Origin of the sequence: Natronosalvus caseinilyticus (genome assembly GCF_017357105.1) — an archaeon.
Taxonomy (GTDB): Archaea; Halobacteriota; Halobacteria; order Halobacteriales; family Natrialbaceae; genus Natronosalvus; species Natronosalvus caseinilyticus.
Genome location: NZ_CP071596.1, coordinates 3,329,329 through 3,354,563 on the forward strand (window position 1 = coordinate 3,329,329; position 25,235 = coordinate 3,354,563).

The 25,235-nt window shown below is 64.7% G+C and carries 23 protein-coding genes; 8 read left to right on the plus strand and 15 right to left on the minus strand.

What is annotated here, in order from left to right; genetic code table 11:
* The 4 genes from J1N60_RS16050 to J1N60_RS16065 all read right to left on the minus strand — a co-directional run bounded on the left by J1N60_RS16050 (position 1) and on the right by J1N60_RS16065 (position 5,171).
* Entirely contained in the window at positions 1-891 is an 891-nt protein-coding gene (locus J1N60_RS16050; protein WP_312908953.1) for a carbohydrate ABC transporter permease, read from the minus strand.
* A gap of 15 nt (positions 892-906) precedes the next feature.
* Positions 907-2,223, minus strand: a complete 1,317-nt coding sequence (locus J1N60_RS16055) for an ABC transporter substrate-binding protein (protein ID WP_312908955.1) — start codon at positions 2,221-2,223, stop codon at positions 907-909.
* Between the two features lie 100 nt (positions 2,224-2,323).
* Positions 2,324-3,862: an alpha-mannosidase gene (locus tag J1N60_RS16060; RefSeq protein ID WP_312908957.1), complete on the minus strand. Its 1,539-nt coding sequence runs from the start codon at positions 3,860-3,862 to the stop codon at positions 2,324-2,326.
* Positions 3,855-5,171 (minus strand): glycoside hydrolase family 38 N-terminal domain-containing protein, encoded by a 1,317-nt coding sequence (locus tag J1N60_RS16065; RefSeq protein ID WP_312908959.1) that lies wholly within the window; start codon positions 5,169-5,171, stop codon positions 3,855-3,857. The genes J1N60_RS16060 and J1N60_RS16065 overlap by 8 nt, the downstream gene beginning before the upstream one ends.
* Positions 5,172-5,297: 126 nt before the next feature.
* On the opposite strand from J1N60_RS16065, the gene J1N60_RS16070 reads away from it, so the two are divergent.
* The 3 genes from J1N60_RS16070 to J1N60_RS16080 are packed head-to-tail and all read left to right on the plus strand — an operon-like array spanning position 5,298 to position 8,223.
* On the plus strand, positions 5,298-6,398 hold the full coding sequence (locus J1N60_RS16070) for a TrmB family transcriptional regulator (RefSeq protein ID WP_312908961.1): 1,101 nt from the start codon (positions 5,298-5,300) through the stop codon (positions 6,396-6,398).
* Entirely contained in the window at positions 6,398-7,210 is an 813-nt protein-coding gene (locus J1N60_RS16075) for a sugar phosphate isomerase/epimerase family protein (protein ID WP_312908963.1), read from the plus strand. Before J1N60_RS16070 ends, J1N60_RS16075 begins: the two co-directional genes overlap by 1 nt.
* Entirely contained in the window at positions 7,207-8,223 is a 1,017-nt protein-coding gene (locus J1N60_RS16080) for an NAD(P)-dependent oxidoreductase (protein ID WP_312908965.1), read from the plus strand. Before J1N60_RS16075 ends, J1N60_RS16080 begins: the two co-directional genes overlap by 4 nt.
* A 153-nt stretch (positions 8,224-8,376) precedes the next feature.
* Here J1N60_RS16080 and J1N60_RS16085 read toward each other — a convergent pair whose 3' ends face one another.
* The gene (locus J1N60_RS16085; RefSeq protein ID WP_312908967.1) at positions 8,377-9,327 is read right to left on the minus strand and encodes an alpha/beta hydrolase; all 951 of its coding nucleotides are present in this window, start codon (positions 9,325-9,327) and stop codon (positions 8,377-8,379) included.
* 55 nt (positions 9,328-9,382) lie between these two features.
* Between J1N60_RS16085 and kynU the strand changes: the two genes are divergently transcribed.
* Positions 9,383-10,687 carry a kynureninase gene (gene kynU / locus J1N60_RS16090; protein WP_312908969.1) on the plus strand — a complete coding sequence of 435 codons (1,305 nt, stop codon included), beginning with the start codon at positions 9,383-9,385 and terminating at the stop codon, positions 10,685-10,687.
* Between the two features lie 39 nt (positions 10,688-10,726).
* On the opposite strand, the gene J1N60_RS16095 is transcribed toward kynU, so the two are convergent.
* The 7 genes from J1N60_RS16095 to J1N60_RS16125 form a co-directional block, all read right to left on the minus strand.
* Positions 10,727-12,484: a PH domain-containing protein gene (locus J1N60_RS16095; RefSeq protein ID WP_312908971.1), complete on the minus strand. Its 1,758-nt coding sequence runs from the start codon at positions 12,482-12,484 to the stop codon at positions 10,727-10,729.
* Positions 12,481-12,969 (minus strand): PH domain-containing protein, encoded by a 489-nt coding sequence (locus J1N60_RS16100; RefSeq protein WP_312908972.1) that lies wholly within the window; start codon positions 12,967-12,969, stop codon positions 12,481-12,483. The genes J1N60_RS16095 and J1N60_RS16100 overlap by 4 nt, the downstream gene beginning before the upstream one ends.
* Before the next feature lie 123 nt (positions 12,970-13,092).
* Positions 13,093-13,326 (minus strand): transcriptional regulator, encoded by a 234-nt coding sequence (locus tag J1N60_RS16105; RefSeq protein ID WP_312908973.1) that lies wholly within the window; start codon positions 13,324-13,326, stop codon positions 13,093-13,095.
* A 234-nt stretch (positions 13,327-13,560) separates the two neighbouring features.
* Complete coding sequence (locus J1N60_RS16110; protein WP_312908974.1) at positions 13,561-14,967, minus strand: class II fumarate hydratase; 1,407 nt, start codon at positions 14,965-14,967, stop codon at positions 13,561-13,563.
* 20 nt (positions 14,968-14,987) lie between these two features.
* Positions 14,988-16,721 (minus strand): PH domain-containing protein, encoded by a 1,734-nt coding sequence (locus tag J1N60_RS16115; RefSeq protein ID WP_312912608.1) that lies wholly within the window; start codon positions 16,719-16,721, stop codon positions 14,988-14,990.
* A gap of 2 nt (positions 16,722-16,723) precedes the next feature.
* Complete coding sequence (locus J1N60_RS16120) at positions 16,724-17,185, minus strand: PH domain-containing protein (protein WP_312908975.1); 462 nt, start codon at positions 17,183-17,185, stop codon at positions 16,724-16,726.
* A gap of 181 nt (positions 17,186-17,366) precedes the next feature.
* On the minus strand, positions 17,367-17,624 hold the full coding sequence (locus J1N60_RS16125; protein WP_254160583.1) for a BolA family protein: 258 nt from the start codon (positions 17,622-17,624) through the stop codon (positions 17,367-17,369).
* A 211-nt stretch (positions 17,625-17,835) separates the two neighbouring features.
* On the opposite strand from J1N60_RS16125, the gene J1N60_RS16130 reads away from it, so the two are divergent.
* Positions 17,836-18,315, plus strand: a complete 480-nt coding sequence (locus J1N60_RS16130) for a DUF7523 family protein (RefSeq protein WP_312908976.1) — start codon at positions 17,836-17,838, stop codon at positions 18,313-18,315.
* Between the two features lie 84 nt (positions 18,316-18,399).
* On the opposite strand, the gene J1N60_RS16135 is transcribed toward J1N60_RS16130, so the two are convergent.
* On the minus strand, positions 18,400-19,548 hold the full coding sequence (locus tag J1N60_RS16135; RefSeq protein ID WP_312908977.1) for an inorganic phosphate transporter: 1,149 nt from the start codon (positions 19,546-19,548) through the stop codon (positions 18,400-18,402).
* Between the two features lie 157 nt (positions 19,549-19,705).
* Between J1N60_RS16135 and cysS the strand changes: the two genes are divergently transcribed.
* Complete coding sequence (gene cysS, locus J1N60_RS16140) at positions 19,706-21,211, plus strand: cysteine--tRNA ligase (RefSeq protein WP_312908978.1); 1,506 nt, start codon at positions 19,706-19,708, stop codon at positions 21,209-21,211.
* Positions 21,212-21,532: 321 nt separating this feature from the next.
* Here cysS and J1N60_RS16145 read toward each other — a convergent pair whose 3' ends face one another.
* Positions 21,533-21,979, minus strand: a complete 447-nt coding sequence (locus J1N60_RS16145; protein ID WP_312908979.1) for a DUF7575 domain-containing protein — start codon at positions 21,977-21,979, stop codon at positions 21,533-21,535.
* A gap of 100 nt (positions 21,980-22,079) precedes the next feature.
* Positions 22,080-23,174, minus strand: a complete 1,095-nt coding sequence (locus J1N60_RS16150; protein ID WP_312908980.1) for a presenilin family intramembrane aspartyl protease PSH — start codon at positions 23,172-23,174, stop codon at positions 22,080-22,082.
* Between the two features lie 57 nt (positions 23,175-23,231).
* On the opposite strand from J1N60_RS16150, the gene J1N60_RS16155 reads away from it, so the two are divergent.
* Complete coding sequence (locus J1N60_RS16155) at positions 23,232-23,408, plus strand: hypothetical protein (protein ID WP_312908981.1); 177 nt, start codon at positions 23,232-23,234, stop codon at positions 23,406-23,408.
* Between the two features lie 180 nt (positions 23,409-23,588).
* Positions 23,589-25,148, plus strand: coding sequence for an outer membrane protein assembly factor BamB family protein (locus J1N60_RS16160; RefSeq protein WP_312908982.1), 1,560 nt, complete (start codon positions 23,589-23,591; stop codon positions 25,146-25,148).
* Positions 25,149-25,235: the final 87 nt, after the last annotated feature.

Here is a 25,235-nt window from a genome sequence, read left to right on the forward strand (position 1 = left end):
TCACCAGTCTAGTGCCCACGCGACGTACCCGAGCACGAACACGATCAACGCCAGAAACAGCACCATCGAGATCGCCGCCGCCTGTCCGTGCTGGTAGTTTGCGAACGCCACCTTGTACGCGTAGATCGGGAGGGTCTCGACCCGGCGGGTCAACAACCATATGTCCGCGAACTTGTTAAAGTTCCAGATCCACCGAAGCAAGAACACCGTCGCGAGGATGTACTTGAGTTCCGGCAACGTGATGTCCTTGAACTGGGCAAATTTCGAGGCCCCGTCGATCTTCGCTGCCTCATACATGTCGCTCGGTATCGCCTGCACGCGAGCGATCAACATCAGGAACGCGAAGGGGAAGTACCGCCACGCGTCGATGAACACGACGGACCAGAGCGCGGTGTCGCCGTTGCTCAACAGATCGACGTTGCCGTCGTAGAGCCCCAGGAGGTCGCTCCCGATGTAGGGGACGATTCCGTACAGCGGGTCGAGCATGAACCGCCAGACGAACGCGACCGAGATCAGGGGTGCGACGTAGGGTAGCAACACGAGTCCGCGCACGTACCGTCGACCACGAAACGCACGATTGAACAGAAGTGCGGTTCCGAGACCCCCGAGGGTCGCCAGCGTCGTGCTGAAGAACGTGAATACGACCGTCGTCCACAACGCGCCCCAGAACTGACTGCTCCCGAGCAGGGTGGAGTAGTGCTCGAGGCCGATCCACTGGGGAGACTCGTTGGGGTTGAGCGGGACAATCGTGAAACTGAGATAGACGTTGTACAGGACCGGGTAGAGGATAACCGCCGCGATCAATACCAGGGCGGGGGCAATCAGCGCGTAACCCAGGAGCGCCTCCTTCTCCTCGATCGTCCGATCACCGCTACGGGTGAGTATGGCCATTGGTTCGAGTGGTGGTTAGTTGATCACGTCGCGCATCTCCTCGGCAACTTCGTCCGCGACGGTCTGGGCGTCTTCTCCTTCGGACACTCGTCTGACCGCTTTAGCGACGAGCGTGCGGCTGGTGATGTCCCCGAATTCGGGGATCATCTGGCCGTCGACGTAGCCGAAGCGTTCGATGTTGTCGAACGCGCCCGAGATGTTTCCGAGGGTCTCTTGCCCCCACTCCTGAAGCGTCTCGTTATCGCGGTACGCGTCGCTTTCGGCCGTCGACTGGAGTACTGGGTTCATACCCCCGGGCGCCATGTGAAGGAAGTCGACGTATTCCTCGCCAGTGAGAACGTGCTCAACGAAGCCCTGTGCGGTCTCCGTCTCGGTGTCGCTGGCGGTGTCGAGTACGTTGAACATGACGAGCTGACCGAACGAACTGCGCCGCTCATGCTCGATGTACGGTGCGAAGGAGGTGTCCTCTGCCAGTCCGTCCGCGTTGCTGGAGATGTCGCCCATGATGTACGAGGAGTACATGATGAGGTGACACTGGTCGTTGAGATACGTGTTATTCGCCGTGTCGAAGGTATCGGCCCCCGGTGGGCTATATTCGGCGAGTGAACCGTAGAACTCGAGCGCTTCGACCATCTCGTCGCTGTCGAAGACGATTTCGCCGTCGGCGTTGAATACGCGAGCCCCGTTCGACCGGGCGTAAGGCGTGAAACACTGCCGGGCGAACGGCGTCTCGTCGGAGCCGACGACGACCCCGTACTCGTCGTTGTCCGGATCGTGGAGCGTCTCCGCGGCCTCGAGGATGGCGTCCCACGTCGTAGGGGCGTCGAGTCCGGCGTCGTCGAACGCACTCTGTCGGTACCAGAATCCCTGCACCCAACCGTGAGCCGGAACCGCCAGCAGGTCGCCGTCGGCGGACGTCGCAAGCGATAGTGCGCCCTCGTAAAAGTCGTCTCGGCCAATTTCGTCGACGATCGACTCCGCCGTGTCGCTCGAGAGGAGTCCCTCGCTTCCGAGGTTCTGCATCGGGTCCAGCCCCCACTCCCCGAACGCCGGCAAGGTGTCCGATGCCTGTGCCGACGAAATCTGCGTGGGGAGGTCGCCTTCCTCGACCGGGACCATGTCGATCTCTCCGCCGTCGTAGCTATCGATCAGCTTCTGCAGGACTTCCTGTCGATCCTGCTCGACGTTCGTCGTCCAGAACGTGGTTTCGTTGGTTCCGTCGTCACCCCCCGTGATGGTACTCAGACACCCTGCAGTCGCTCCGGCGGCTGCCGTTACCCCGATCCCCTGCAGTACCGCTCGCCGATCGAACCCGAGTTCTCGGTCTGTCATGGTAGTCCATCCCAATATGGAGAATAATACTACTTAATGTTTTTGGGTGTCTTATTCACTAAGGTTACTACGGATGTCAGTGCGTGGTCGTCGTGGTGCGTTACTCCGCTGGTGCACATCGCAGTCGCAAACGATACGAGGATCTCCCGTCGATTGCGAGTGAAACCGTTCCGTTCGAGAGCTGGAGTGATCCCTCGTCGACCGCCGCCTCGACGGCCTCGACGGTGAGGAGACCGGAACCGATCGACGCCTCCCGAGGCTCGTCGCTCACGTTCGAGAGAACGAGAACGATCCACCCGGAGCCGCGCGCGTCTCCCGCGTCTGGGAATCCAATAGGGTCCGCGTCGTCGGGTCGAACGTGGTGAACCAACACCGGTGGCTCGGGTAGGTCGAGGAAGCTCTGCGTCAGCCCGCGGGATCGCTCCTCGAGCGGCTTGGCCGTGGATTCACCGGTTGTCTGGACCAGCGGCTCGTGGTGCTCGGCTTCCATTCCTAGCCGATGAGCTCTCGCTTCGTCGAACGAATCGGCGTGTAGCTGAAAGTGATACTGCGCACGCACGAGCCCCGGCTGACGGGCCCGAAAGTTCGTATCCCAGTAGTTGCTCGTCACCCAGCCCAACAGTAACGCCCGCTCGAGATCGGTGGTCGAACGAGTCTCCGCGAAGTGATAGCCGCCGAACTGCACCATCGGGTTGAGCGGACAACCGACCGTGACGCTCCGTTCCTCGCCGCCGAAGGCGACCCACCGCTGTGCGGTGTAGTAGTCGTGGCACGTTCCGGACAACTGGTCGCGGCCGGGACGCATCGCGTGCCCGCCGACGTCGACGTACGGAGTAGGGCTGTCGAGGGCGAACGGGAACGTCAGGTACGTCGATTCGGGGTGCGTGTCCAGTCCCATCTCCCACGCCGCGTCGACGACCATCGAATCTCCGGAATCCTCGAGGAATAGCCGTAACGAAACGGGGGAGCGAAGCGTCGGTACGCGGAGACGCTGCCGGATCTCGAATCCGCCCGGGAGCGCCGAAACTCGATGACTGAGCACCTCGTTCGACCGTTCACGGCTGGCGCCCCAGTCGGCCCGAAATCCGTCGTACGTCCCGGTCGCACCCGTCGCTACGAGTCGACGATTCACGTCGGCGTCGTACCGATAGAGCAACTGTCGGGGTCGCTCGTGCCCTTCGTCCGCGACTCGTTCGTGAACGATTCCTGCGAATCCCTCTTCACAGGAGCCGTCGATCCACTCTGTCTCGCGTTCGACGTCGTACCAACTCGAGACGCCGCCGCGCTCCAGGTCGAACGTTACCCGGTAGCCGCCGGTTTCGATTACCTCGCTTCGGTCGATTCGTTCACCCTCGAGGATGCGCAGTTCGTCCGCCGAAACGACGACGTATCCGAATCCCGGAAGCTCCGTTGGCGGCAGCCAGTAGGCATTCGATCCGAAGACGGCCGAGTCGTCCCCGTTGTCGAACGCCGCAGGCGTCGAGCGCGATCGGTCCCGGTCCTGAAAGTGGCGGGCGGCCGTCGGATCGTCGACGATGCCGCGGGGACTGACGACGTGCCGCGAGATCGGGCCTAACTGGGTTCGTCGCCACGGAAGCGGGTTCACGACGAGCAGATCGGTCGACGGATTTTCACTCATCGGCCACCTCCTCGGAAGCGACTTCACGATCGGGCGTGCACTCGGCCTCGCGGTCGCGTTCCGCCGCAGTTTCCGCCCCGTCCGCGTCGAGAACGTAGCGGGCTACCTCTGCCACCGCATCCCGTCGTAGCGCGTTGCTGTCGTTGCGTGCCGAGTGGGCGTACTGGGCCTTGTGATTCCACTGGGTTCGCGTGTCTTCGCTCTGCGGGTCGCTTATCGCGGTGTCCGCACCCCACGTGTGCTCGTCGTAGTACGCGAGGTTCCGCCACGCGCGTTCTCGAGTACCGGCGCCCACGCGACGGTAGCGTGGCCGTTCGTTCCGCCCGTTGCCCAGCGCACCGAGGACCGCCTCCATCGCGTCTGCAGTCAGCAGTCTGCGCCGACTCTCACGGTTGATCCCCGTTTCGCGAGCGCTGCTGAGACAGCCGAAGTTCCAGTAATCCGTCCAATCGCCGCGTCGAATCGGCGCGTCTCCGAGGGCGTCGTCGACGGACTCCCACCACAGGGAGGGCGTCGACAGTTTGAGCCGTGGAGACCGCCCCTCGCGGACTGCTGGTCGGTCGTTCCACGCCTCGACGAACGCGCCGTACCGGTCGAACGGCGGCCCGTTGTCGCCGAACGGGTGGTACGCCGGGATCGGAAGCGTCGGCAAATCGTACCCCACGGCGTCGAGACGGTCGGCGACCGCCTCCCAGCGAGTTTGGAACGTCTCGAGGTCTCGTTCGATGCCGAGATTCCAACCCGCGGAGTAGTGATAGCCGTCGAGGGTCGGGATCGTTCGGCCGCTCGGCCCCTCCCAGCGAAACAACGACGGTCGGTCGGTCGCGGCCGCGCCGAAGTGGTTGTTGATCCCCATCCAAAATCCCTCGATTCCGGCGTCCAGGAGTGCGTCGACGAGGGGCCAGTTCTGTCCGTTGACGTCGAAGTTCACAGCGTATCGGACGTCGAACCCGTACCGGTCTCGAAGAATTTCGACCGGGCGAAGCGACTCGACGGTTTCCGCGGGGCCGTACAGCGGCGTCGCGTTCGCCAGCATTCCCGTGATTTCGATCCGACCGGCCGACTCCGCGCGCTGGAGTGCTTTGATCCGCTCTGGCGGCGCCGATTCGAGCCAGTGCAGGAGCGGCGCGGTCGCCTCTACCGTCCACCGAAACGCTGCGGGTCCGTCGATGGCGAGATCCTCCTCTGCCAGGTCGATGGCTCGCTCGAGAAACCGGCAATGCAGGTCCCAGAGCGTCGGCTGATCGTGAGTGTACCCGACGTCGGTGTGTGAGAGGTGAACGACGTGTATTTCGTCAACAGTTGTCATACGCAAGCGGTGTCTCACAAAGATATATAAGCATTTGCTACTGTGTAGGTACTATAGTGAAAATATATGTATCGTGTAATCGATCGTCGACCACCTCGTACAGACAAAGGATAATCAGGTGAGAAGATGAACGAAGACGACCTTCGATCCGGGCTTCAGGAAGCCGGCCTCTCCCAGTACGAGGCCGATGCCTACCTCGCAATTCTCGAGCGCGGTACCGCACCAGCGGTCAAGATTGCCGAGCAGGCAGGGGTACCGAAATCAAGGATTTATGACGTACTCAGGGATCTCGAGCGGGACAACTACATCGAAACCTTCGAGCAGGACTCGGCGCTAACAGCCCAGCCGCGCGATCCCGCGGACGTGATGGCCGATCTCGAGGAGCGAGCGAAGACGCTCTCGACGACCGCGAAGGCGATCGAAGAGCGCTGGGAACAGCCGGAGATCAGCGATCACAAAATCTCGATCGTCAAGCGCTTCGACTCGGTCATCGAGCAGTTCCAGATAGCAGCCGAAGCAGCGACCAATCGAATCCAGATCGCCGTCTCACCGTCGCAACTCGAGGCGGTCCGCCCGTCACTCGAGGACGCCGTCGAGCGCGGCGTCTTCGTGAAACTCTGTATCGCCACCGGGTTCGAGGAGCCCCACGTCGTCGAGGAGATTGACTTCGAGAGCGTGGCGACCGAGGCTCGACACCGGACGTTGCCGGCGCCGTTTACCGCGCTCGTCGATCGGACCCACACGTTCTTTTCGTCTCAGTCGCACCCGAGTGACCAGTACGGAATTATCATCGACGACTTCACGCTATCGTACGTGTTCCACTGGTACTTCCAGAGCGCACTCTGGGGAACGTGGCAACCAGTCTACGCCCCCGCTGCGGGCACCAAACGGGAATACGTCGACGTGCGCGAATGTGTCCAGGACATCGCGCCGATCGTCAATGCTGGCACTGCGATACCGGCTACCGTTCGTGGGTTCGACACACAGACGGGCGAGAACGTAAGCCTCTCCGGGGAGATCACGGAGATTATCTCCGCAGGACGGCCCGACGAGGACGGGGCGCTGACGCTGACGCAACTGGCCGGACAGGCGACCCTCGTCCTCGAATCCGACGGTCTCGAGTACGGCATCGGCGGGCGAGGGGCGACCCTCGAGGACATCGAAGCGACGCGTGTGGTCATCGACCCACCCGAATCGATCGATGGCGACGTGGGGGGTGAGACCTGATGCGCTTCGGCCTCAACCAGAGCGGGTTCCCCGCGGACGATCTCGAAACGACCTGCGAGATCCTCTCAGCAGCGGGGTACGACGGCATCGAGCCGAACCTCGAGCGCGGCGGCCCGCTAACGACCGACGCCGGCCGGCGCGAGGTCGCAGCGACGATCGCGGACTATGGCCTCGAGGTGCCGGCAATTTCGACGATCGAGCACTGGGAGTACCCCCTTTCGAGTTCGGAGGACGAACGCCGCGAGGTCGGCATGGAACTCGCCAAAAACATGATCGATGCCGCCGTCGCACTCGACGCCGAGAACGTGCTGATCGTCCCCGCCGTGATCGAGGACGGGCGCGAGTACGATCTCGGATACGACCAGGCGGTCGAGTCGGTCCGTGAACTGGCTGGATACGCCGAAGCACGGGACGTCACCCTGGCTCTCGAAAACGTCCAGAATAACTTTCTCCCGTCTCCCACCGAATTCGAAGCGTTCCTCGAGGAGGTTTCGGAAGCAGGACCCGTCGCGGCCTACTTCGACGTCGGAAACGCGCTCCGCTCGGGACTTCCGAGTCGCTGGCTGGCGACACTCCAGGGCCAAATTTCCAGAATCCACGTCAAGGACTGGCTGGTCGACAACCATCGTGTGACCTATCCACCACAAGGCGACGTCGACTGGGAGCGTGTTCGCGAGACGCTCTCGGAAATCGAGTACGACGGCTGGATCACCGCAGAGGTGCCGGCGTATCCGTCGTTCCCCGAGCGAATGCCTGTAGACGTGCTGGAGACGATGCGATTTCTCTTCGGAGACGGGGGTGAGCGGGCGTGACCAGATCCATCGTCGTCGGGCCGCTGTTCGAAGACGTCTGGCCGCTGGCCGCCGACCACCTTCGAACGTTGTGGACCGAGCGCGGTCCCGTCGACTATTATCGGCTCGAGGAGACACCCGATCGGCTAACGGCGGTCCTCGACGAACCCGGGTCCATAACCGAGATCGCTGCCCTCGGCGTTCCGGTCACCGATGCAGACATCGAAGCCCTTTCTGGGCTCGAGTCGGCGTTCGTCATGACCGATTCGATGTACGCGGTCGACGAGTCGGTTCACGACCGCCTGCGCGAGCGCGGGGTCACCGTCCTCGATCACACGAACGAAGGGTTCTGGGCGCAGTCGGTTGCAGAGTTCGGCATCGGTCTCACTATCGATGCGCTCCGCCAGATCCCGCAGAAACACTCTCGAATGATCGAGAGCCACGATCCCTGGGATCTCGACCAGCTCGACAACGACGTGCCGGGTGCGAACGGTCACCAATTCGCTGACGATCCCCGGTTCACTAACGGTACCGTCGCCGGAACTCGAGTCCGCGTCGCCGGAGTCGGGAACATCGGAAGCACCTACGCTGACGTCGCGAACGTCCTCGGCGCGGACGTTGCCGCCTACGACCCCTACGCCGACGAACCGTGCTTCCACCGTACCGGCGCGCGGCGCGTTCACTCGCTCGAGGCGCTGGTCGCGGACGCCGAGGTGTTCGCGCCTACGGTTCCCCTGACCGACGCCACCGAGGGACTGATCACGGCCGACCTGATTCACGCGCTACCCGAGGGCTGTGTCGTCGTCCTGATCACGCGCGCTGGCGTCGTCGACATGGACGCGGTTCGCGAGCGCGTCCTCGCCGACGAGATCGCCCTCGCGGCGGACGTTTGGGACGAAGAACCACTGGCTCTCGAGGATCCACTGCTCGACCGGCACAACGTCGTTCACACCCCCCACATCGCGGGACGAACGCGGGACGCCAACGAGTCGTGGGCCGAGTTGCTAGACGCTCACTTTCGGGCCGCGGAGTAATCGTTCCTCCTCTACGGCACCTGTACGCGAGTGTTCCTGGAGCACCCGACGACGCCATCTACTCAATTCATTACTATACACCTATAGTATAAACTACAAGATCTGTAGTGATATGCCAGCCGGATTGGTACAGCTTCTCGTGAGGACGCTACGTTACCGCACGAACCGCAAACGGATCCGGTCGGTGAGCTTCTCCATCGCCTCGGCCGACCGCTCGACCTCGTCGGCCAGGCTCAACGCACCGTGGGGCAACGAAGGGTAATGGTGATGGCTCACGGGCACGCCTGCATCTTCGAGCGCCTCGGCGTAAGCGATTCCCTCGTCACGAAGTGGGTCGTGGCCACAGGTGACGACAGTAGTGGGCGGAAGCCTATCGAAGGAGGACGCCCGCAGGACCGACGCGTAGGGGTTCACGCCGTCGACCGGGTGTCGGAGGTACTGGTTCCAGAACCAGCGCATGTCCGCGCGGGTGAGCAGTGGGCTGTCCGCGTTCTCCACGTACGACGGCGTGTCAAACGCGTGGTCGGTGATCGGATAGCAGAGCACCTGCTGGGCGAGCACGTCGTCTCCCCTGTGGGCGTCCCACCGGGCGACAGCGGCCGCGAGGTTGGCCCCCGCGCTCGAGCCACAGACCCCGATTCGATCCGGGTCGCCGCCGATGGCTGCCGCGTGTTCGCGGACCCACTCGAGGGCGGCGATGGCGTCCTCGAGCGGTGCCGGAAACGGGTGTTCGGGGGCGAGTCGATAGTCGACCGAGACGACCAGCGACTCGGTCTCTGCGGCGAAGGCCCGGCAGAGGTCGTCGGCGGAGTCGAGCGTGCCGAGCGTCCAGCCGCCGCCGTGATAGAAGAGGAGTACCGGGAGGTCGTGGGCCTCGAGCGGGCGGTAGACGCGAATCGGAATCTCGCTTCCGGCGTCAGCTCCGGGAATCGCGGTGTCTGTCACCTCGGGGAGCGAAATCGTCGGCTCGCCGCCGAAGACATCGTCCTCGAGTCGCCGGGCCGCCTCGACCGAGAGGGCGTGCCACGGCGGAAGCGATTGGTAGGTCGGTTCGGCGAGCAGGGCCGCGACCTGCGGATCGAGGTCGGTCCGTCGAGCGTCCATGACGGCCCTTTGCCGCGGCACAAAGATGAATGGGGGTGGCCCCGAAGGGGAGGATATGAGCGACCCCGAGGCCGGATCCGGACCGGATAGCGACCGGGAGTTCGACGCGAGCGAGTCGACGGCCCGCGAACTTGACGCGAGCGATCCGCTCGAGGGCTTCCGCGACCGCTTCGACGTACCCGATACGTGCTACCTCGACGGCAACTCGCTCGGCCCGGCGAGCGACGAGGCCGTCGCCACCCTCGAGCACGTCGTCGAGGAGTGGCGTACCCTCGGCGTACGCGGCTGGACCGAGGGCGACCCGCCGTGGTTCTGGTACGGTGAGCGCCTCGGTGAGCGACTGGCGCCGATGGTCGGCGCGAATCCCGACGAAGTCGTCGTCGGTAACTCGACGACGGTCAACATCCACACGCTGATCGGAACGTTCCTCGAGGCGGCCGACGGCGACACCGTCGTGGTCAACGAACTCGACTTTCCGACCGACCACTACGCCATCGCCTCCCAGCTTCGGGCGCGCGGACTTGACCCCAACGAGCACCTCGTCCGCGTCGAGAGCGAGGACGGCCGAACCATCGAGGAAGACGCGATCCGCGAGGCCGTCGACGACGAGACGGCCATCGTCTTCTTCCCCTCGGTGCTCTACCGGAGCGGTCAGTTGTTCGACCTCGAGGCACTCACCGAGGTCGCCCACGAGCACGACGCGTTCGCGGGATTCGACCTGGCCCACTCGGTCGGCGCGATGGCTCACGACCTCTCGGGAATCGGCGCGGACTTCGCCGTCTGGTGTCACTACAAGTACTGCAACGCCGGCCCCGGTGCTGTCGCCGGCCTCTACGTCAATGAACGCCACTTCGGGACGCGTCCTGGACTCGCCGGCTGGTGGGGCCACGAGAAGGAGACCCAGTTCGACCTGAACCTCGAGTACACGTCCGCCACGTCTGCGGGCGCCTGGCAGATCGGCACGATTCCGATCTTCGCCGCCGCACCGCTCGACGGCGCGCTGTCGGTCCTGGAGGAGGCCGGACTCGAAGCCATCAGGCGGAAGTCGGTCGCGCTCACCGAGTACCTCATCGCGCTCACCGACGAACGCCTGAGCGAGTACGGCGTCGACGTCGGCACCCCTCGCGAGACCGACCGCCGCGGCGGCCACGTCGCCCTCGAGCACGAGCAGGCCTATGCCCTCGGTGCAGCCCTCCGGGAGCGCGGCTACGTCGTCGACGTCCGACCGCCGAACGTGGTTCGAGTGTGCCCTGCACCGCTATATCTGGGCTATCACGACGTCTGGGCCTTCGTGGACGTCGTGGAGACGCTGTTCGACGAGGATTCGCTCGAGGCAGTCAACCCCGATGCCGTGACCTGAGAATCCGGCGGTTCTCGAATGGTCCAGGTCCACCTCGCCTCAGTCGCTGGCCGACCCACCACTTTCGCGAGACCGAAGTCGTCGTTGCTCCTGTAACCGCTGCTCGAGCGTCCACTGGACCTCGAGCGCTCTCTCGGCGTCGATGTCGTGGGCCGTCGCGGACCGTCCGAGGAGGGTCGCCGAACTGGCCGTGTCCGCCGTCACGCTCGCGAGCCGACGCCGGCGCTGGAACACCGTCTGTGCGTACAGGACGGACTGCACCCGGTAGGCGGGGACGATTTTCGTCGAACGTCGCCAGAAGCCAGTTCGCGCGTAAAAGTACGCCTCGTCCACCCGATAGCCACGGTTGCGCCACTTCAGGTGGGCGGCGGGCGGGACGAGGAAGAGCAGTGGCGCGAACGCGTGCCAGTCGCGCACGATTTCGGTTCGAACGGCCAGGACGTAGCCGGCGGCGAGCACCACGGTGATGACCGCGATGTACCGGACGGCGTAGCGTTCGCGGGCCCTGAGCGGCGGTCGCTCGAGCGATGGGAGGTCATTGTCGTGTGAGTCGTCAGCAGGTGCGTCGATTGCGTCGGTGGGAGCGTCGATGGTGTCGGCAGGAGTGGCGACACCGCCGATATCCTCGAAGGCAGGCCCCGTGGAATCAGCCATCTCGGCCCGCTCGGTCGCCCCGGTCGCTTCACCCGTCTCGCTCGTCTCGCTCGGCCCGAACGGCTCGATCGACCTGGCCAGCGCGACGACGCGCCCGAACTCGGCCAGCGGAATCGCCGACTCGGTCCCGCGAGACCCGGACTGTTCGGGACCGTAGCCGGCAGTCTCGACCGCCAGTGAGGCGTACCCGAACCACCGGTAGGGGACGGACTCGGTAATCGTGAGCGTCTGGACCTTCTCGAGCGGGATGGTCCCGCTGTAGCGCTGGAGCAGGCCGCGTTCGTAGTAGAGTTCGTCGCCGACTCGCGTCAGCCGGAAGCCGTAGTAACGCGTCAGCGTGAGGAGCGCACTCAGCACCCAGGCGGCGAGGAGAAAGAGGAATCCCGCCCAGAGGACGGCCACCAGTCCCGTCCCGGGGAGGTCGCTCTCGAGGAGGTCGATTGGGACGAGCGTCGTCGGATCGAACCCGCTCGCGAACGAGAGGATGAGGCCTCCGAGGAGGCTCGCGCCGGGATCGATCGTAAAGACGCTGAGGATGGCGAGTTCCTTGGGTTTGATCCGAAAGAGGGTCCGTTCGGCGTCCTGGTGGCGCTCTCTCGCAAGTCCGTTGGCTGATTCTCGAGTCGCGTGGCCAGCGTCAGTGTCAGCGCTCGCCGGCCCTTCGTAATCGGCGCCACCGTCCTCCCCCTCGACTTCGGCCTCGGCCTCAGCACCCGTTCGAAGACGACGGGTGAGCGCTCGAGCCTCCGCCTCGTCGACGTAGCGGAGCGTGATCTCGGTCCGACTTCCGCCGGCCGTCTCCACGTGAACCGCCGCGATGCCGAACAGGCGGTGGAGCGCCGTCTGGCGAACGTCGACGTTCTGGACCCGGTGGAGGGGAACTTCGCGGTCGCGTCGCGAGACGACCCCCGAGACGACGTCGAAGGTGTCGTCGGTGACCGCGTACCGGAACCGCTCGTAGTAAGCCAGTTCGTAGAGGACGCCGACGAGGATTCCGCCCAGGACGAACACGCCGACGACGAAGAGGTTCGGTCCGGCCGCCCCGGGAGACGTGACGAGGCCGACGACGAAGAAGAGAAAGCCGAGGTTGAGACTCCGCGAGAGCGAGCGGACGATCACCGACGACGGATGGAGGCGCTTCATACGGCGTCTTCACCGTTGGTTTCGATCGTGAGTTCGCGGAGCCGTTCCTGTAACGCCTCGGCCCGGTCGGGCGTAAGGCCGGGAATCGCCACGTCGGCGTTCCTGGACCCTGCCGTGTAGACCACGAGCGTCCCGAGTCCGAGGGCTCGCTCGAGCGGCGACCGCCTGGAGTCGACGTGTTGAACGCGGACGTAGGGGATTACGGTCTTGATCCGGGTGAAGACGCCGCGCTCGATGTACAGCGACTGGTCGCGGAGCGTGAAGCCGAACACGGCGTACCGGCGCCAGGCGACGGCGGCCCGGACGAGGGAGACGAGGACGGCGAGGGCGACGGTTCCGAGAAGAATCCGATCCATTCCGATCGCCAGCACTTCGCGAGTCTGTAACGCCGCCAGGAGGCCGCCGAGGACGGTGCCCAGTATCGCGGTTCGAACGACGGCAGCGACGATCCAGACCCAACGAATCCTCGGCTCGAGTCGTTCCATCGGGTCGGGATTCGATGGACAGCCCGATAAAGCGTCTGACAGCGGGCAGAAATTGAGAGGAGTGGCCGCAGCGATTAGAGGGGCAGCCAGTCAGACGGTCAGTGGAGTAGTCGATTCAGTCGATCAGTGGGTTGCCTTGCGAATCGCGTCGATTTCGTAGAGGTCCTCGTGGAGTCCCTCGCCGTCACAGTCCGCCGTCGGGCACGCGTAGTGCCACCCGTCTCGAGTCGCGTCGCGTTCCCGGAATCGCTCCCCACAGACCTGACAGTACAGTTGCCCTTTCTCACACGAGTCCCGGTGGATCTCGAGGGCGAGCGACGTCTGGAACGACTGGTTGCAGTTACGACAGGTGTGCATACTAGAAGTGACGTGAACCCAGGCCAAAAATTACGTGGGTTCGTTTATTTCACCGTATCCACTGCCGATTGGGCGGCTATCGGTCGATTTTGGCGTCGTATTCGAGGAAAAATGAGCGTCACGATCCGACGAACGTGATGCGATCCTATCAATTTCGATTACAGGTCGACTCGAGAAAACGAGGGAAAACCGCGGTGGAAAAACGCTACTCGAACTATATCGAGTTCCTGGTAGTTACTCGTCGCCGAGGATGCCGCGCTCGGTCATCTTCCGCGGGTCGAGCACCTCGTCAGCCTCGTCCTCCGTGAGGTAGCCCTTCTCGAGGGCGACCTCCCGAACCGTCTTGTTCTCCTTGAGCGCCGTCTTCGCGACCTCGCTGGCCTTGTCGTAGCCGATGTGGACGTTGAGGGAGGTGGCGAGCGCCATCGACTGCTCGACCTGCCGTTCACAGAACTCCCGGTTGGCCTCGAGTTTGCGGACGAAGCGGTCGGCGAATACCGTGCTCGCGTTCGAGAGGAGTTCGGCGGACTCGAGGAAGTTGTGTGCGAGGACGGGCTTGTAGAGGTTGAGGTCGATCTGGCCCTCGGCAGCGCCGGCAGCGATGGCAGCGTCGTTACCGACGACCTGTTTGTGGACCTGATTCACGGCCTCGGCGACGACGGGGTTGATCTTGCCGGGCATGATCGACGAGCCGGGCTGGTTCTCGGGCTGTTCGATTTCGCCGAGCCCGTTTCGAGGGCCGGAGGCCAGCAGTCGGAGGTCGTTGGCGATCTTGTTGAGCGAGCCCGCGACGACGCGAAGCGCACCGTGGGCCTCCGACATGGCGTCGTGGGCGGCCTGGGCCTCGAAGTGGTCGTCGGCTTCGCGGAACTGGACGCCAGTCTCTTTCGTGATGTACTCGGCGGCACGTCCGGGGAATTCGGGGTGGGTGTTCAGCCCTGTACCCACCGCGGTTCCGCCGAGGGCGAGCTCCGCGAGGTGCTCGCGAGTCTTGTCGACGCGGGCGAGCCCCTTCGCGACCTGGGTTCGGTAGCCGCCGAACTCCTGGCCGAGGGTCACGGGTGTGGCGTCCTGGAGGTGCGTCCGGCCAGTCTTGACGACGTCGTCGAACTCCGCCTCTTTGGCCTCGAGCGCCTGACGAAGCGTGTCGAGGCCTGGAATGACGTCCTTCTCGACGGCTTCGAGGCTCGCAACGTGCATTGCCGTCGGGATCACGTCGTTGCTCGACTGGCCGAAGTTGACGTGGTCGTTCGGGTGGACGACGCGGTCACCGATCTCCGATCCCATGATCTCGGCGGCGCGGTTGGCGATGACCTCGTTGGCGTTCATGTTCGAGGAGGTGCCAGACCCGGTCTGGAACACGTCGACGGGGAACTGGTCGTCCAGTTCGCCGGCGATAACCTCGTCGGCCGCCTCGACGATGGCGTCGGCAATCTCGTCGTCGATCAACTCGAGGTCGCGGTTGGCCTGGGCTGCGGCCTTCTTGACGACGCCGAGGGCGCGAACGAACCGGCGGCCGAACGTGATCCCCGAGATGGGGAAGTTCTCGACCGCGCGCTGGGTCTGTGCGCCCCAGTAGGCGTCGGCCGGGACCTGCATCTCGCCGAGACTGTCCTCCTCCATGCGAAACTCGTCTCCCATACCCTAGCGGTTCGTGGGCGTCAGGTAAAATCCACCGAAAACCGTGGCCCCTCGTCCGTCGCGTCGCGGCGCTCGCCCAGGGCGGTCTGCAACCGTTTTCGGCCCGTCGAGGCGACGGCACGGCCGTCCTCGAGGTCGACGTCGTAGATGGTCGGCGTCTTCCAGACGAACGTCTGAGAGCTAGCCGTGTCGACGACGACCGAGGTCAGCCCGAGTCGACGCTGGAAGATCGACCGGCGATTCGATACGGTTTGGATCCGGTAGTACGGAATCACGGTCGTTCGCCGCCGCCAGAAGCCCCGGCGGATCACGAGGTGGTCGTCGCCGACGTGATAGCCGAGGTTGACGTAGCGCAGGTGGGCTGCAGGGGGCACCGCGAAGAAGATGGCTGCCGAGAGATACCAGTACTCCGTCCCGAAGCCGGTCAGGTTCGAAATTCCGAACGCGACCCCCACGAGAACTGCCGCGGCGAGCGCGTAGCGCACGAGGTAGCGTCGACGAGCGACTGTCGGTGGCGACTCGAATCGCGGGGGTTCGGTGCCCGTGAGGTTCTCTGCGAACGTCTGGACCCGCTCGACCCTCGCCAGCGGGACGGCGGACGTGCTTCCACTGCTCGAGTCCGGGCCGTAACCGGCGGTTTCGACCCAGAGGCCGGCGTAGCCGAGGACGCGCTGGAGCGGATTGTCGGTGATCGTCACCGACTGGACCTTCTCGGCTGGAACTGAGCCGCTATAGCGCTGGAGCAGGCCGCGCTCGTAGACGAAGTCGTCGCCGGCACGGCCAAGCCGGAAGTCGTAGTAGGTGGCGAAGGTGTAGGCGACGCTGACGGCGTAGGTGACGACGACAGCGTTGATCACCGAGGCGATCCCCAGGGCGACGTACCCTGTGGGCGTCGCATCCGTGAACGAGGCAGGCCCGCCGAACGGCTGAGCCGTCGCGAGCAACAGCGCCCCCACCTGGTCGGTGAAGAAGAACGCGAGCGCGAGGACGCCGGCGGCCGCCGCTGGACGAACGGTCGTGAACGCGTAGAGCAACAGCTCTCGGGCGTCAAGTGCGAACAGTAGCGTCGGCCGGTCGTCCTCGAACGGCGCCTCTGTCCCCGTCTCCGCCTCCGTCGTCTCCGTGGTCGATGCCTCGAGACCCGAGTCCGTGGAGGCCGAGGTCTGGCCGCTCGAGAGGTGCTCGGACCCGCTCCCACGGTCGCGGTCGTGCTCGCGCTGGTCGGTTTCGTCCGGCGTGCTCGTGGAGCGTGGAGCTGGAGCGGACGTACCGGTGGCGGCCTCGGTCTCACCGACTCGTCTGGCGGTTCGTCGCCGAATTTCGCGTTGGAGCCGTTTCGCTTCGTCCTCGCCGACGAAGTCGAGTGCCGCTTCCGTCTCGCCACCGCCCGCGGTTTCGATCGAGACGACGGCGAGTCCCACCACGCGGTGGAACACCCCCTGGCGCACGTCGACGTTCTGGATGCGTCGGTAGGGGATCTCTCGAGCGCGCCGGGAGAAGACGCCGGAGGCGACGTCGACCGTGTCGTTGGTGAGCGCGTACTCGAACCGGTAGTAGTACGCGAGGCCGTATCCGGCGCCGACGAGCAGTCCGACGGGCGCGAGATAGAGGGCCCAGGTGACGGAGACAGCGTCGAAGACGGCGCTCAGTACGCTCACGAAGAAGAACGGCATCGAGAGCCCGACGACGGCCGACCGGAGCGTGGTCGTGAGCGCGCTCAACGGGTGGAGGCGATGGATACTCGAGTCCGACATAGTCATACGCCGTCGTCGGCCTCGCTCTCGACGGCCAGTTCGCGGAGCGTGTCCTGCAGCCGACGGGCGCGTTCGGGGGTGAGTCCCGGGACCCGCACGTCCGCGTTTCGTGAGCCGGCCGTGTAGACCACGACGCTCGAGAGGCCCAGTGCGCGCTCGACGGGGCCGAACTGCGTGTCGACGTGCTGGACGCGGACGAACGGGACGGCCGTCTCGACGAACGTCACGACGCCCCGCTCGAGGTAGAGCGCGTCCTCCTGGAGGTCGAAGTGCCAGCGCCCGTAGAGGACGACGGCGTAGACGACGCCGAGAACGAGTGCGAGCGCGACGACGGCGACCGTCACGGCGACCGGGATCGAGTACAGCCACTGGTCGACCGCGCTGACGGCGACGCCGAGGAGGGTCGCCAGCAGCACCCACCGAGCGATCCACACCAGGCGAATGCGCGGATGCAACGATTCCATAGCCGAACCCTCACACCTGGGTCGGATAAACGTGCGGATTGGTGGTACGTTCGGTCTCGATACGTTGCGCTCGAGCGTTCAATCACTGGGCCGTTTCGGTCGAGCGCCGGGATTCGGGCCGTCGTCGAGTGTCGGGTCTCGAGTCGTGGCTGTCGAGCGCGTAGCCGGAAGCGACGAGCGTTCAGTCGTCGACGCGCTCGGCGTACTCCGCGGGCGTATACGTCGACAGTTCGAGGGCGTGTATGTCCGTCGTCATGTGGCCCTCGAGGGCGTCGTAGACGCGCTGGTGTTGCTGGACGAGGGGGAGGCCTTCGAACGCCGGCGAGACGACCGTCGCCGCCAGGTGATCGTCGTCGTGGTCGCCGCGGGCGCGACCGACGGTCACGTCGGCGTCCTCGAGTTCGGATTCGATGAGGGATTCGACGGCTTCGGGTTCCATGTCCGGTTCATCGTCCGATGTGCTCAAAAGCGCCCCGGTCTCGTCGCCTCTGGCACCGCCTCCCGTGTCGACGTCTTCGTTGCCGTTGCCGTTCCCGTTATCGTCGCCTCCATTACTACGATTTCTATAGTCATCGTCTCCGTTACTACCCGTACCGATTCCCTCGCCGTCGGCCGGCGCGTTTATACTGGTCGCCTCCAGACCGCCGACCATGTCACTCGCAGCCGACACGCGACGGGCGGTCGACGCCCACCCGTTTCTCCACACCGCGCTCCGTGCAGGCGTGGTGAACTACACTGCCGCCGCTCGTTTTCTCGCAGTGGACGGCGAAGCCGATGCGATCGCGACGGCGCTCAGACGCTACGCCGACGAACTCGAACCGCTCGAGTCGGACGAGCGGGGCGTCCGCGTTCGCATGCAAAGCGGCGTCGGGCCGGTCGACGATCCCGACGAAGCGCTCCTGGCAGTCGGCTCGACCGTCCTCGGCACCGGGGGCAACTCGAGTCCGTATACGGTCATCGTCGCGACGGGTGCGGTGGATGCATGGGCGGTTTCGACGGCACTCGCGTCGCTGACCATCGCCGGTATCGAGGTGGTCGCCGTCGGGTTCGAACCCGGAACGCTGCTCGTCGCGGTCGAGCGTCTCGATGGGGCGAACACCGTTCGAGCGGTCGAGAGGACGCTCGAGTGAACAGGAGCACGTCGAAACCCGAGTGAACTGGAACGCATCGAAACTCGAGTGAGCAAGAACGCCTCCAGCCTCGTGTCTCCGCGCTCAGTAGACCGGTGCGACGGAAAACACGACGTAGGCACTGGCGGTCGCGACGCCGGGGAGCACGTGCTGGAGGGTGACGACTCGGGCACTCTCGAGCGGATCGAAGTCCAGTTCGCGTTCGGGCTCGCCGTCTCCTGTCGGCGTGAGGGCACCGTGTTTCTCGGCTGGCTCGACACCACCGTCACCCACGGGTGTCGAGAGCCTGTTCTCGGAATCGCCGTCGCCTCGAAGCGTTCGGCTCCAGCCGAGTCCGGCGATGGAGACCGTCGCGACGACGACGAAACTGGCGGGAATCCCCAGTAACGAGAGCACGACAATGATCGTCGCGCTGACCGTCGAGGCGACGAGCGCGGCAGGGAGCGGCAGTTCGACGATGTCACTCCCTAGCGTCTCGAGGGTCCGACGGGCGATCGTCAGTGCACCCAGGGCGACAGCGGCCGAGCCAAGACCGATCCCGATCGGCATCTCGATCACGCCGCCGCCGATCAACGGGGCGACGACGTTCGCGATGTTAGACGTGCCCGAACTGAACGCCATGAGACAGCCGACCCCGACGACGATCACACCGGCCAGCAACTCGTCGCGCTGGCTCGAGGTGACGGTCACCGTCGGGATCGTTCCCGATCGGTCGATCGCGAACAGCGGCTCGTCTGCACTCGATGACGAGATCCAGTCGGCGACTCGCTGGTAGTAGACGTAACCGACGACTACCGAGACGGCGAACCCAGCGATCGGGGCGACGACCCACCAGAACAGGATTTCACGCATCGTCGCCCACTGCAGCTCGCCGCTGGCCACGCCGAGACCCGCGATCACCCCGACGGTCGTCATCGAGGTCGAGGCCGGAACGCCAGTCCGATTCCCGGCGAACAGCGCGAGGCCGACGAGGCCGAGAATAACGATGCTCGACTCGAGCGTGAAGAGCGACGAATCGTGGAGTACCTGCTGTCCGAGCGTGTCGACGACGCGACGGCCGATCGTTGCGGCACCGAGGCCGAAGAAGACGGCCATCAACCCCCCAGCGACGACTTTCGGGACGAGCGACGCCCCGACAGCGGGTCCGAACGCCGGCGCCGTCGTCGAGCCTCCAATGTTGAATCCGACGAAGACGGCGATGAGAATAGCAAAAATCAGCAGTGGCTCGGGCATTGTCTCAACGTTTCGAAATCCGTTGATAACGCTTCTTCCAAAATAGCTTGGTGAGGGAGAGCGTGAATCGCGAGCGGTCGGCCCGTCGAGCGGGCCCGTGTTGACGGTCGACATCCCATCCGACGCTTTAAGGTCCGCCCGCGAGGACACTCGAGTAATGACCCTGCACGTGACGAATACGTTGACGGGCGAGACGGAGCCGTTCGAGCCACAGGATCCCGATAACGTCCTCCTCTACTACTGTGGCCTGACGGTTTCGGACCCGCCCCACCTCGGGCACGCCCGCTCGTGGGTGCACGTCGACGTGATGCACCGCTGGCTCGAGCACCTCGGCTACGGCGTCCGTCACGTCGAGAACTTCACCGACGTCAACGAGAAGATCGTCGCCCGCGTCGGCCAGGACGACCTCGGCGACGACGAAGCCGCAGTCGCCGAAACCTACGTCCAACGGACGATCGAAGACATGCGCTCGCTGAACCTCCTGCGCGCGGAGGTCTACCCCAGGGTATCGGAGCACATCCCCGAGATCATCGACCTCGTGGAGACGCTGGTCGAGTCGGGCTACGCCTACGAATCCAACGGCTCGGTCTACTTCGACGTGACGACGTTCGAGAACTACGGCGCGCTCTCGAACCAGGACATCGAGTCGATCGAAGCCCAGGGCGAACCCGACGAACAGGCCGAGAAGCGCCACCCGGCCGACTTCGCGCTCTGGAAGGCAGGTCCGGTCTCGGAGGAGGCGGTCCACGAACACAGCAAGGGCGCGACCTGGGAGGAGACGCCGACCGGCCAGACCTGGGACTCGCCGTGGGGCGAGGGCCGACCGGGCTGGCACATCGAGTGTTCGGCGATGAGCATGACCCACCTCGGGGAGACCCTCGACGTTCACGTCGGCGGCCGGGACCTCGTCTTTCCCCACCACGAGAACGAAATCGCCCAGAGCGAGGCCGCGACGGGCCACCGGTTCGCCCGCTACTGGCTCCACTGCGAGCTGTTCCAGATGGGCGAGACGAAGATGTCCTCGAGTCTGGGTAACTTCGTCACCGTCGACGAGGCCGTCGAGACGTGGGGGGCCAACGTCCTTCGCACGTTCCTCACCGCGGGCGCGTACAACAGCCAGCAACTCTACAGCGACGAGACCATCGCGGAGGCCGAAGAGCGCTGGGAACGCCTCGAGCGCGCCTACGACGCCGCCGTCGACGCCCTCGATTCCCCCGCCGCGAAGTCGAAACTCGCCGACGAGGAGCTTCGCGAGTCCGTGGACGCCGCACGGGAGGCGTTCACCGAGGCGATGAACGACGACTTCAACACGCGGGAAGCGCAGTCGGCACTGCTCGAGGTCGCGAGCGCGACGAATCGTCACCTCGAGGGCGCCGAAGGCGAGAGCGAATCGGGGTCGAAAGCGTACGACTACCAGGGTCTGAAACGAGCCGTCGAGACCCTCGAGGACCTCGGCGGCGTGCTCGGGTTGACCTTCGGCGGCGTCGACGCGAGCGGCGACGTCGAACTCGCAGGCGAAGTCGTCGAGCTGGTCCTCGAGATACGCGAACAGGAGCGAGACGCGGGTAACTACGAACGCGCCGACGAGTTGCGCGACGAACTCGAGGCCATCGGCGTCGAGGTGCAGGACACGGACGAGGGGCCGACGTATCGGCTTCCGTGACGGCGGCTATTCACGTCACACTCCCTGGTTCGACCGTCGTCAGTGCTCGCAATCGACTTGTGAATGCTCGTGATGAACTCGAGAGTGCTCGTAATGGACTCGAGATCAGCATTCCGAGCGCAGGCAGGAACGGTCGCAGCAGGTCTAATCCAGCGATAGGAGCGAGACAGCGTGACGCGTAGAAATTGGTCGAAACTACGTCGTTCGTTTTTCGTCGGCATCAACCGTCTTCGACGAACGCTCAGCACTTTCGATTGCGGCGGGTGGCTGTCGCGTACGTCGAGGCCACGTTACGGAGACAGGAAGGAGAGGGGGTGGAGACTACCGGTCCGACTCGGAGAACGTCTCCTGTTTCCCTTCGACGTCCGAGAGATACGTAATGTCCGAGAGATCGCTCGTACACCAGTGGCAGAACTCGAGGTCCGTATCGAGTTCCTTCCCACAGTACTGGCAGTGCGTGAGGCTCCCGTCGGGTGCGGGTGTCCGCTGGACGACCTGATTGTGCGCCACCGCGAGCAGATACGCGTCGACGACGCTGAGAACCGCGACGAACAGGAGCGGGGACAGTTCCGCCAGATCTGCACCCTCCCCGGCTGCGAGGGCCTCGATCGTGGCCGTCTCGACGAACGCGATGCTGACGCCGATCAGGAGGACGATCCAGCCCAGTGCTCGTCGCCAGCGCCGGAGGTAACAGTGACCGAAGCCGGTGACGAGTACCCCGAGCAACGCGGCGAGCCACGGGCGCTTCCTCGAGAACGGCCGATTCATGTGTTAACTGACCAGTTGGGTAGCTATAAGCCTTCACGTTCACGTCCACGCCATCGAGACCGCCCCCAGGCACGAATCGACGTGGTCGAAAGTCGCCGACTCACAGGCCGAGCGCCGTCGCGATTGGGACGCCAGCCCACAGCGCGCCGACGAGGTAACCGCCGATCGCTCCCGAGTTCAGTAACGGCAGTCCGGCGTGCGGTCGGCCCTTGAGGACCATGGCCATCAGGACCAGCAGCCCCGCGAGCGTGCCCAGCACGCCACCGAGCGCGGGCGCGTTGAGCGTGATCAGCGGGACGTCGAGCGCGCCGGCCTCGAGGAAGGAGGCGGCGCTGGCGATCAGGATGGTTGGGATGACGGCGTCACCGAGACCGATGAAGAGGGCGTCGCGGACGCCTTCAGGTTCTGTGTCCGGTTCTGGCTCTGTTTGCTCTGGCTCTGTCCACTCTCGCTCTCGTTCGTTCTCGGCGGCCTCTTGATCGGTCGATTCGACGGTTGAACCGTCGGAATCGTCCGCATCGGTTTCCGGGGAACCGCCGTTGGTCGTCGATCCCGCGTCTCGATTCTTGATTTCACCGGGCACCTCGCCAGCCTCGAGGAAGGAGTACGACAGCGAGGTCGGCACGACGAGGACGACGGGAATGTGCAGGTCCATCACGCCCTCGGCGAGGTCGAGCATGTGTTCCGTCCGGTAGACGCTAATCGCGTCGTAGACGGCGAGCACGACGAGCAAGACGAGAGCGGGCAGGAGGCCGAAGCTAATCCCGAAGAGTCCGGCTGCACCCGCGCCCATGACGACGCCGGCGAGGTCGATGACGTACCACTCGGGATAGATCACGAGGGCGGCACCGACGCCCAGCGAGACGAAGAGGGGGAGGACACCGAACGAGGCAACCGTGGCGACAGGCGGGAGGATTTCGGCGAAGACGAACCACGAGAGCATGACGCTCACGCCGACGATGAGTCCCCGGATGACCCACTGGAGGTCGTACTTGAACGCCGCAAGCATGAACGCCGTCATCACGAGAATCGCCCCGACGTAGATTAGGCTGTTCGTCGGGTCGGAGGGGTCCTCGACGGCCTGCATCTCGGCGGCGGTGAAGGGTTCGACTAGCGCGAGCGCGCCGAACTGGACGCCGATAAAGAGGAGGCAGGTGAACCCGACCGCGCTGCCCAACCGGATCCGCTCGTTCATGGGTCGCGATTTGAGCGGCCGTCGTATTGGTGTTGCGTTCTCGAAACGATCGCACTAGTGTCTGGTGATAGAGTACGAATCCGGGCCGACGGCACCGATTCCAACGTCACCAACGATTCCGGCGACTCGAACGAGGTCGACGCCAGTGACGGATCCACCCTCGAGTGGCTGTGCCGGCGGGTGGCCGAAAGCGACTTCATGAGTGGAGCGCCGACCAACGCACGACGTCCCTGAATCGGCCACCTCGCGTGTCACTTCGGCGAAACGAATCGGAGCCTGGTTTCGTGAACGGTTATTTTCGACCCAGGGACGTGGTCCGTTGCTCCCGGCGCAATCGTCTCACGAGTACCGTTTCGATGTCGAAATCGAGTTACCGAAACAGTAGATAACTGGGTAGCGTCAAAGGGCCCGCGTATGTCAGACCACAGCCGACGAACGTTTCTCCGGCGTACCGGGCTAACGATCACCGCCGGAAGTGCCCTCGCCGCAGCGAGTGGGACGACTGCCGTCGCATCGACGGCCGCCGACCCGGGAGACTGGCCTTCCCTCGGCGGGAGGTCCGGAAACAACGCGCGGGTCGCCTCGGGAATCGACGACCCCGGGTCCCTCGAGGTCGCCTGGTCGTGTGACTGTGGCGGCCATATCGCAGTCGTCGACGAGACGGTCTACCTCCGAGCGGACGACGGCTCCGTCCACGCCTACGACGCCGCGGACGGGTCACAGCTGTGGCAAACCGACGACCTCGGCGCCGATCGGACGCCGGCGGTTGCCGACGAAACTGTTTACGTCGGCGGCGAGGCACTCACTGCGGTCGACGCCAAGAACGGCGACGTTCGCTGGCGGCTCGATCTCGAGTATAGCGACGGGATTCGCTCACCGAACGTCGCCGACGGAGTCGTGTTCGTCGTCGGCGACGGCGTCCTCTACGCGCTCGAGGCCTCGAGTGGGAAAGAACAGTGGCAGTTCGATCCGGACGACGGGGAGCTACACGAATCGTCGGTCCCGATCGACGACGGTGCCGTTTTTGTCGCGGACGAGACGCGCCTGTACGCACGCGAGGCCAGCGACGGTTCCGAACGCTGGACGTTCGACCTCGAGGCCAACGACGACGATGGACAGTTCAGGGCGATCACGCCGGTCGTGGACTACGGCACCCTGGCTGCCGGCTATCGGGGCGAGTCGGACGCTGGGCTCTCCTACCACGACGTCGAATCCGGGGGTCGAGTCGCTCGCGTGGCCGGTCGAGCGCACAATCACCCACCCGTGATCGGTTCGGAACTCGTCTATACCGTCGATGGGACGAACAACGATACCGCGACGGGCCACGATCTCGAGACGGGGGAGAAGGAGTGGGAACCGGAGCCGTCCGGCGAAGGGACCAGTCCGCTCATCATCGACGAAGAGCACGTCTACGCCGGTCTCAAGAGTGATTCAGAATCGACAGACGAGGACGAGGAGTCCTGGATGCGCTTTTACGCGTTCGACGCCTGGGATGGCTCCGTCGATTGGGAGCGAGACACCAGGGCAGTACTGAGTCCCCTCGCACTCGTCGACGAAACGCTCTACGTCGGGAGCGTCGACGGCGACGCACTGGCCGCGTTGCGGCCGGGCGGTGAGGGCGAGGATGGGGACAACGACGACGAAGGGAGCGAGATTGACGACGATACCGACGACCAGGAGAACGGCTCCGACGGAAGTGACGATACTGACGACGGCGGCTCCGGGGACGAATCGAGCGACATCAGCGAGGGCAACGAGAGCGATAGTACCGACAACTCGAGCGGTGCCGATGAGACGAACGAGACCAACGAGACCATCGGCTCCAACGACACCGAAAACGAATCCGAAACCGGGGACGGCGGATCGTCCGCTGACGAGACCCCTGGATTCACCGGCATTGGGGCACTCGCTGGCGGCGGACTCGCCCTCGAGTGGCTGCGACGTCGCGTCGACGAGGACGAATCCGAGGAGTGACGACTCGAGGTCGACCCGAGAATAATGATTCGAGGTCGATCCGAGGAACAGTGGCTCGAGGCAGATCCGGGGAAGTGGCTCGAGACC

Bases quoted from the DNA above. Each gene is read 5' to 3' on its own strand.
- J1N60_RS16065 (WP_312908959.1), bottom strand. From the start codon at position 5,171: ATGACAACTGTTGACGAAATACACGTCGTTCACCTCTCACACACCGAC.
- J1N60_RS16145 (WP_312908979.1), bottom strand. From the start codon at position 21,979: ATGAATCGGCCGTTCTCGAGGAAGCGCCCGTGGCTCGCCGCGTTGCTC.
- J1N60_RS16050 (WP_312908953.1), bottom strand. From the start codon at position 891: ATGGCCATACTCACCCGTAGCGGTGATCGGACGATCGAGGAGAAGGAG.
- J1N60_RS16100 (WP_312908972.1), bottom strand. From the start codon at position 12,969: ATGGAACGACTCGAGCCGAGGATTCGTTGGGTCTGGATCGTCGCTGCC.
- J1N60_RS16070 (WP_312908961.1), top strand. From the start codon at position 5,298: ATGAACGAAGACGACCTTCGATCCGGGCTTCAGGAAGCCGGCCTCTCC.
- J1N60_RS16055 (WP_312908955.1), bottom strand. From the start codon at position 2,223: ATGACAGACCGAGAACTCGGGTTCGATCGGCGAGCGGTACTGCAGGGG.
- J1N60_RS16095 (WP_312908971.1), bottom strand. From the start codon at position 12,484: ATGAAGCGCCTCCATCCGTCGTCGGTGATCGTCCGCTCGCTCTCGCGG.
- kynU (WP_312908969.1), top strand. From the start codon at position 9,383: ATGAGCGACCCCGAGGCCGGATCCGGACCGGATAGCGACCGGGAGTTC.
- J1N60_RS16110 (WP_312908974.1), bottom strand. From the start codon at position 14,967: ATGGGAGACGAGTTTCGCATGGAGGAGGACAGTCTCGGCGAGATGCAG.
- J1N60_RS16105 (WP_312908973.1), bottom strand. From the start codon at position 13,326: ATGCACACCTGTCGTAACTGCAACCAGTCGTTCCAGACGTCGCTCGCC.
- J1N60_RS16150 (WP_312908980.1), bottom strand. From the start codon at position 23,174: ATGAACGAGCGGATCCGGTTGGGCAGCGCGGTCGGGTTCACCTGCCTC.
- J1N60_RS16130 (WP_312908976.1), top strand. From the start codon at position 17,836: ATGTCACTCGCAGCCGACACGCGACGGGCGGTCGACGCCCACCCGTTT.
- J1N60_RS16115 (WP_312912608.1), bottom strand. From the start codon at position 16,721: ATGTCGGACTCGAGTATCCATCGCCTCCACCCGTTGAGCGCGCTCACG.
- J1N60_RS16160 (WP_312908982.1), top strand. From the start codon at position 23,589: ATGTCAGACCACAGCCGACGAACGTTTCTCCGGCGTACCGGGCTAACG.
- J1N60_RS16135 (WP_312908977.1), bottom strand. From the start codon at position 19,548: ATGCCCGAGCCACTGCTGATTTTTGCTATTCTCATCGCCGTCTTCGTC.
- J1N60_RS16085 (WP_312908967.1), bottom strand. From the start codon at position 9,327: ATGGACGCTCGACGGACCGACCTCGATCCGCAGGTCGCGGCCCTGCTC.
- J1N60_RS16060 (WP_312908957.1), bottom strand. From the start codon at position 3,862: ATGAGTGAAAATCCGTCGACCGATCTGCTCGTCGTGAACCCGCTTCCG.
- J1N60_RS16125 (WP_254160583.1), bottom strand. From the start codon at position 17,624: ATGGAACCCGAAGCCGTCGAATCCCTCATCGAATCCGAACTCGAGGAC.
- cysS (WP_312908978.1), top strand. From the start codon at position 19,706: ATGACCCTGCACGTGACGAATACGTTGACGGGCGAGACGGAGCCGTTC.
- J1N60_RS16120 (WP_312908975.1), bottom strand. From the start codon at position 17,185: ATGGAATCGTTGCATCCGCGCATTCGCCTGGTGTGGATCGCTCGGTGG.
- J1N60_RS16075 (WP_312908963.1), top strand. From the start codon at position 6,398: ATGCGCTTCGGCCTCAACCAGAGCGGGTTCCCCGCGGACGATCTCGAA.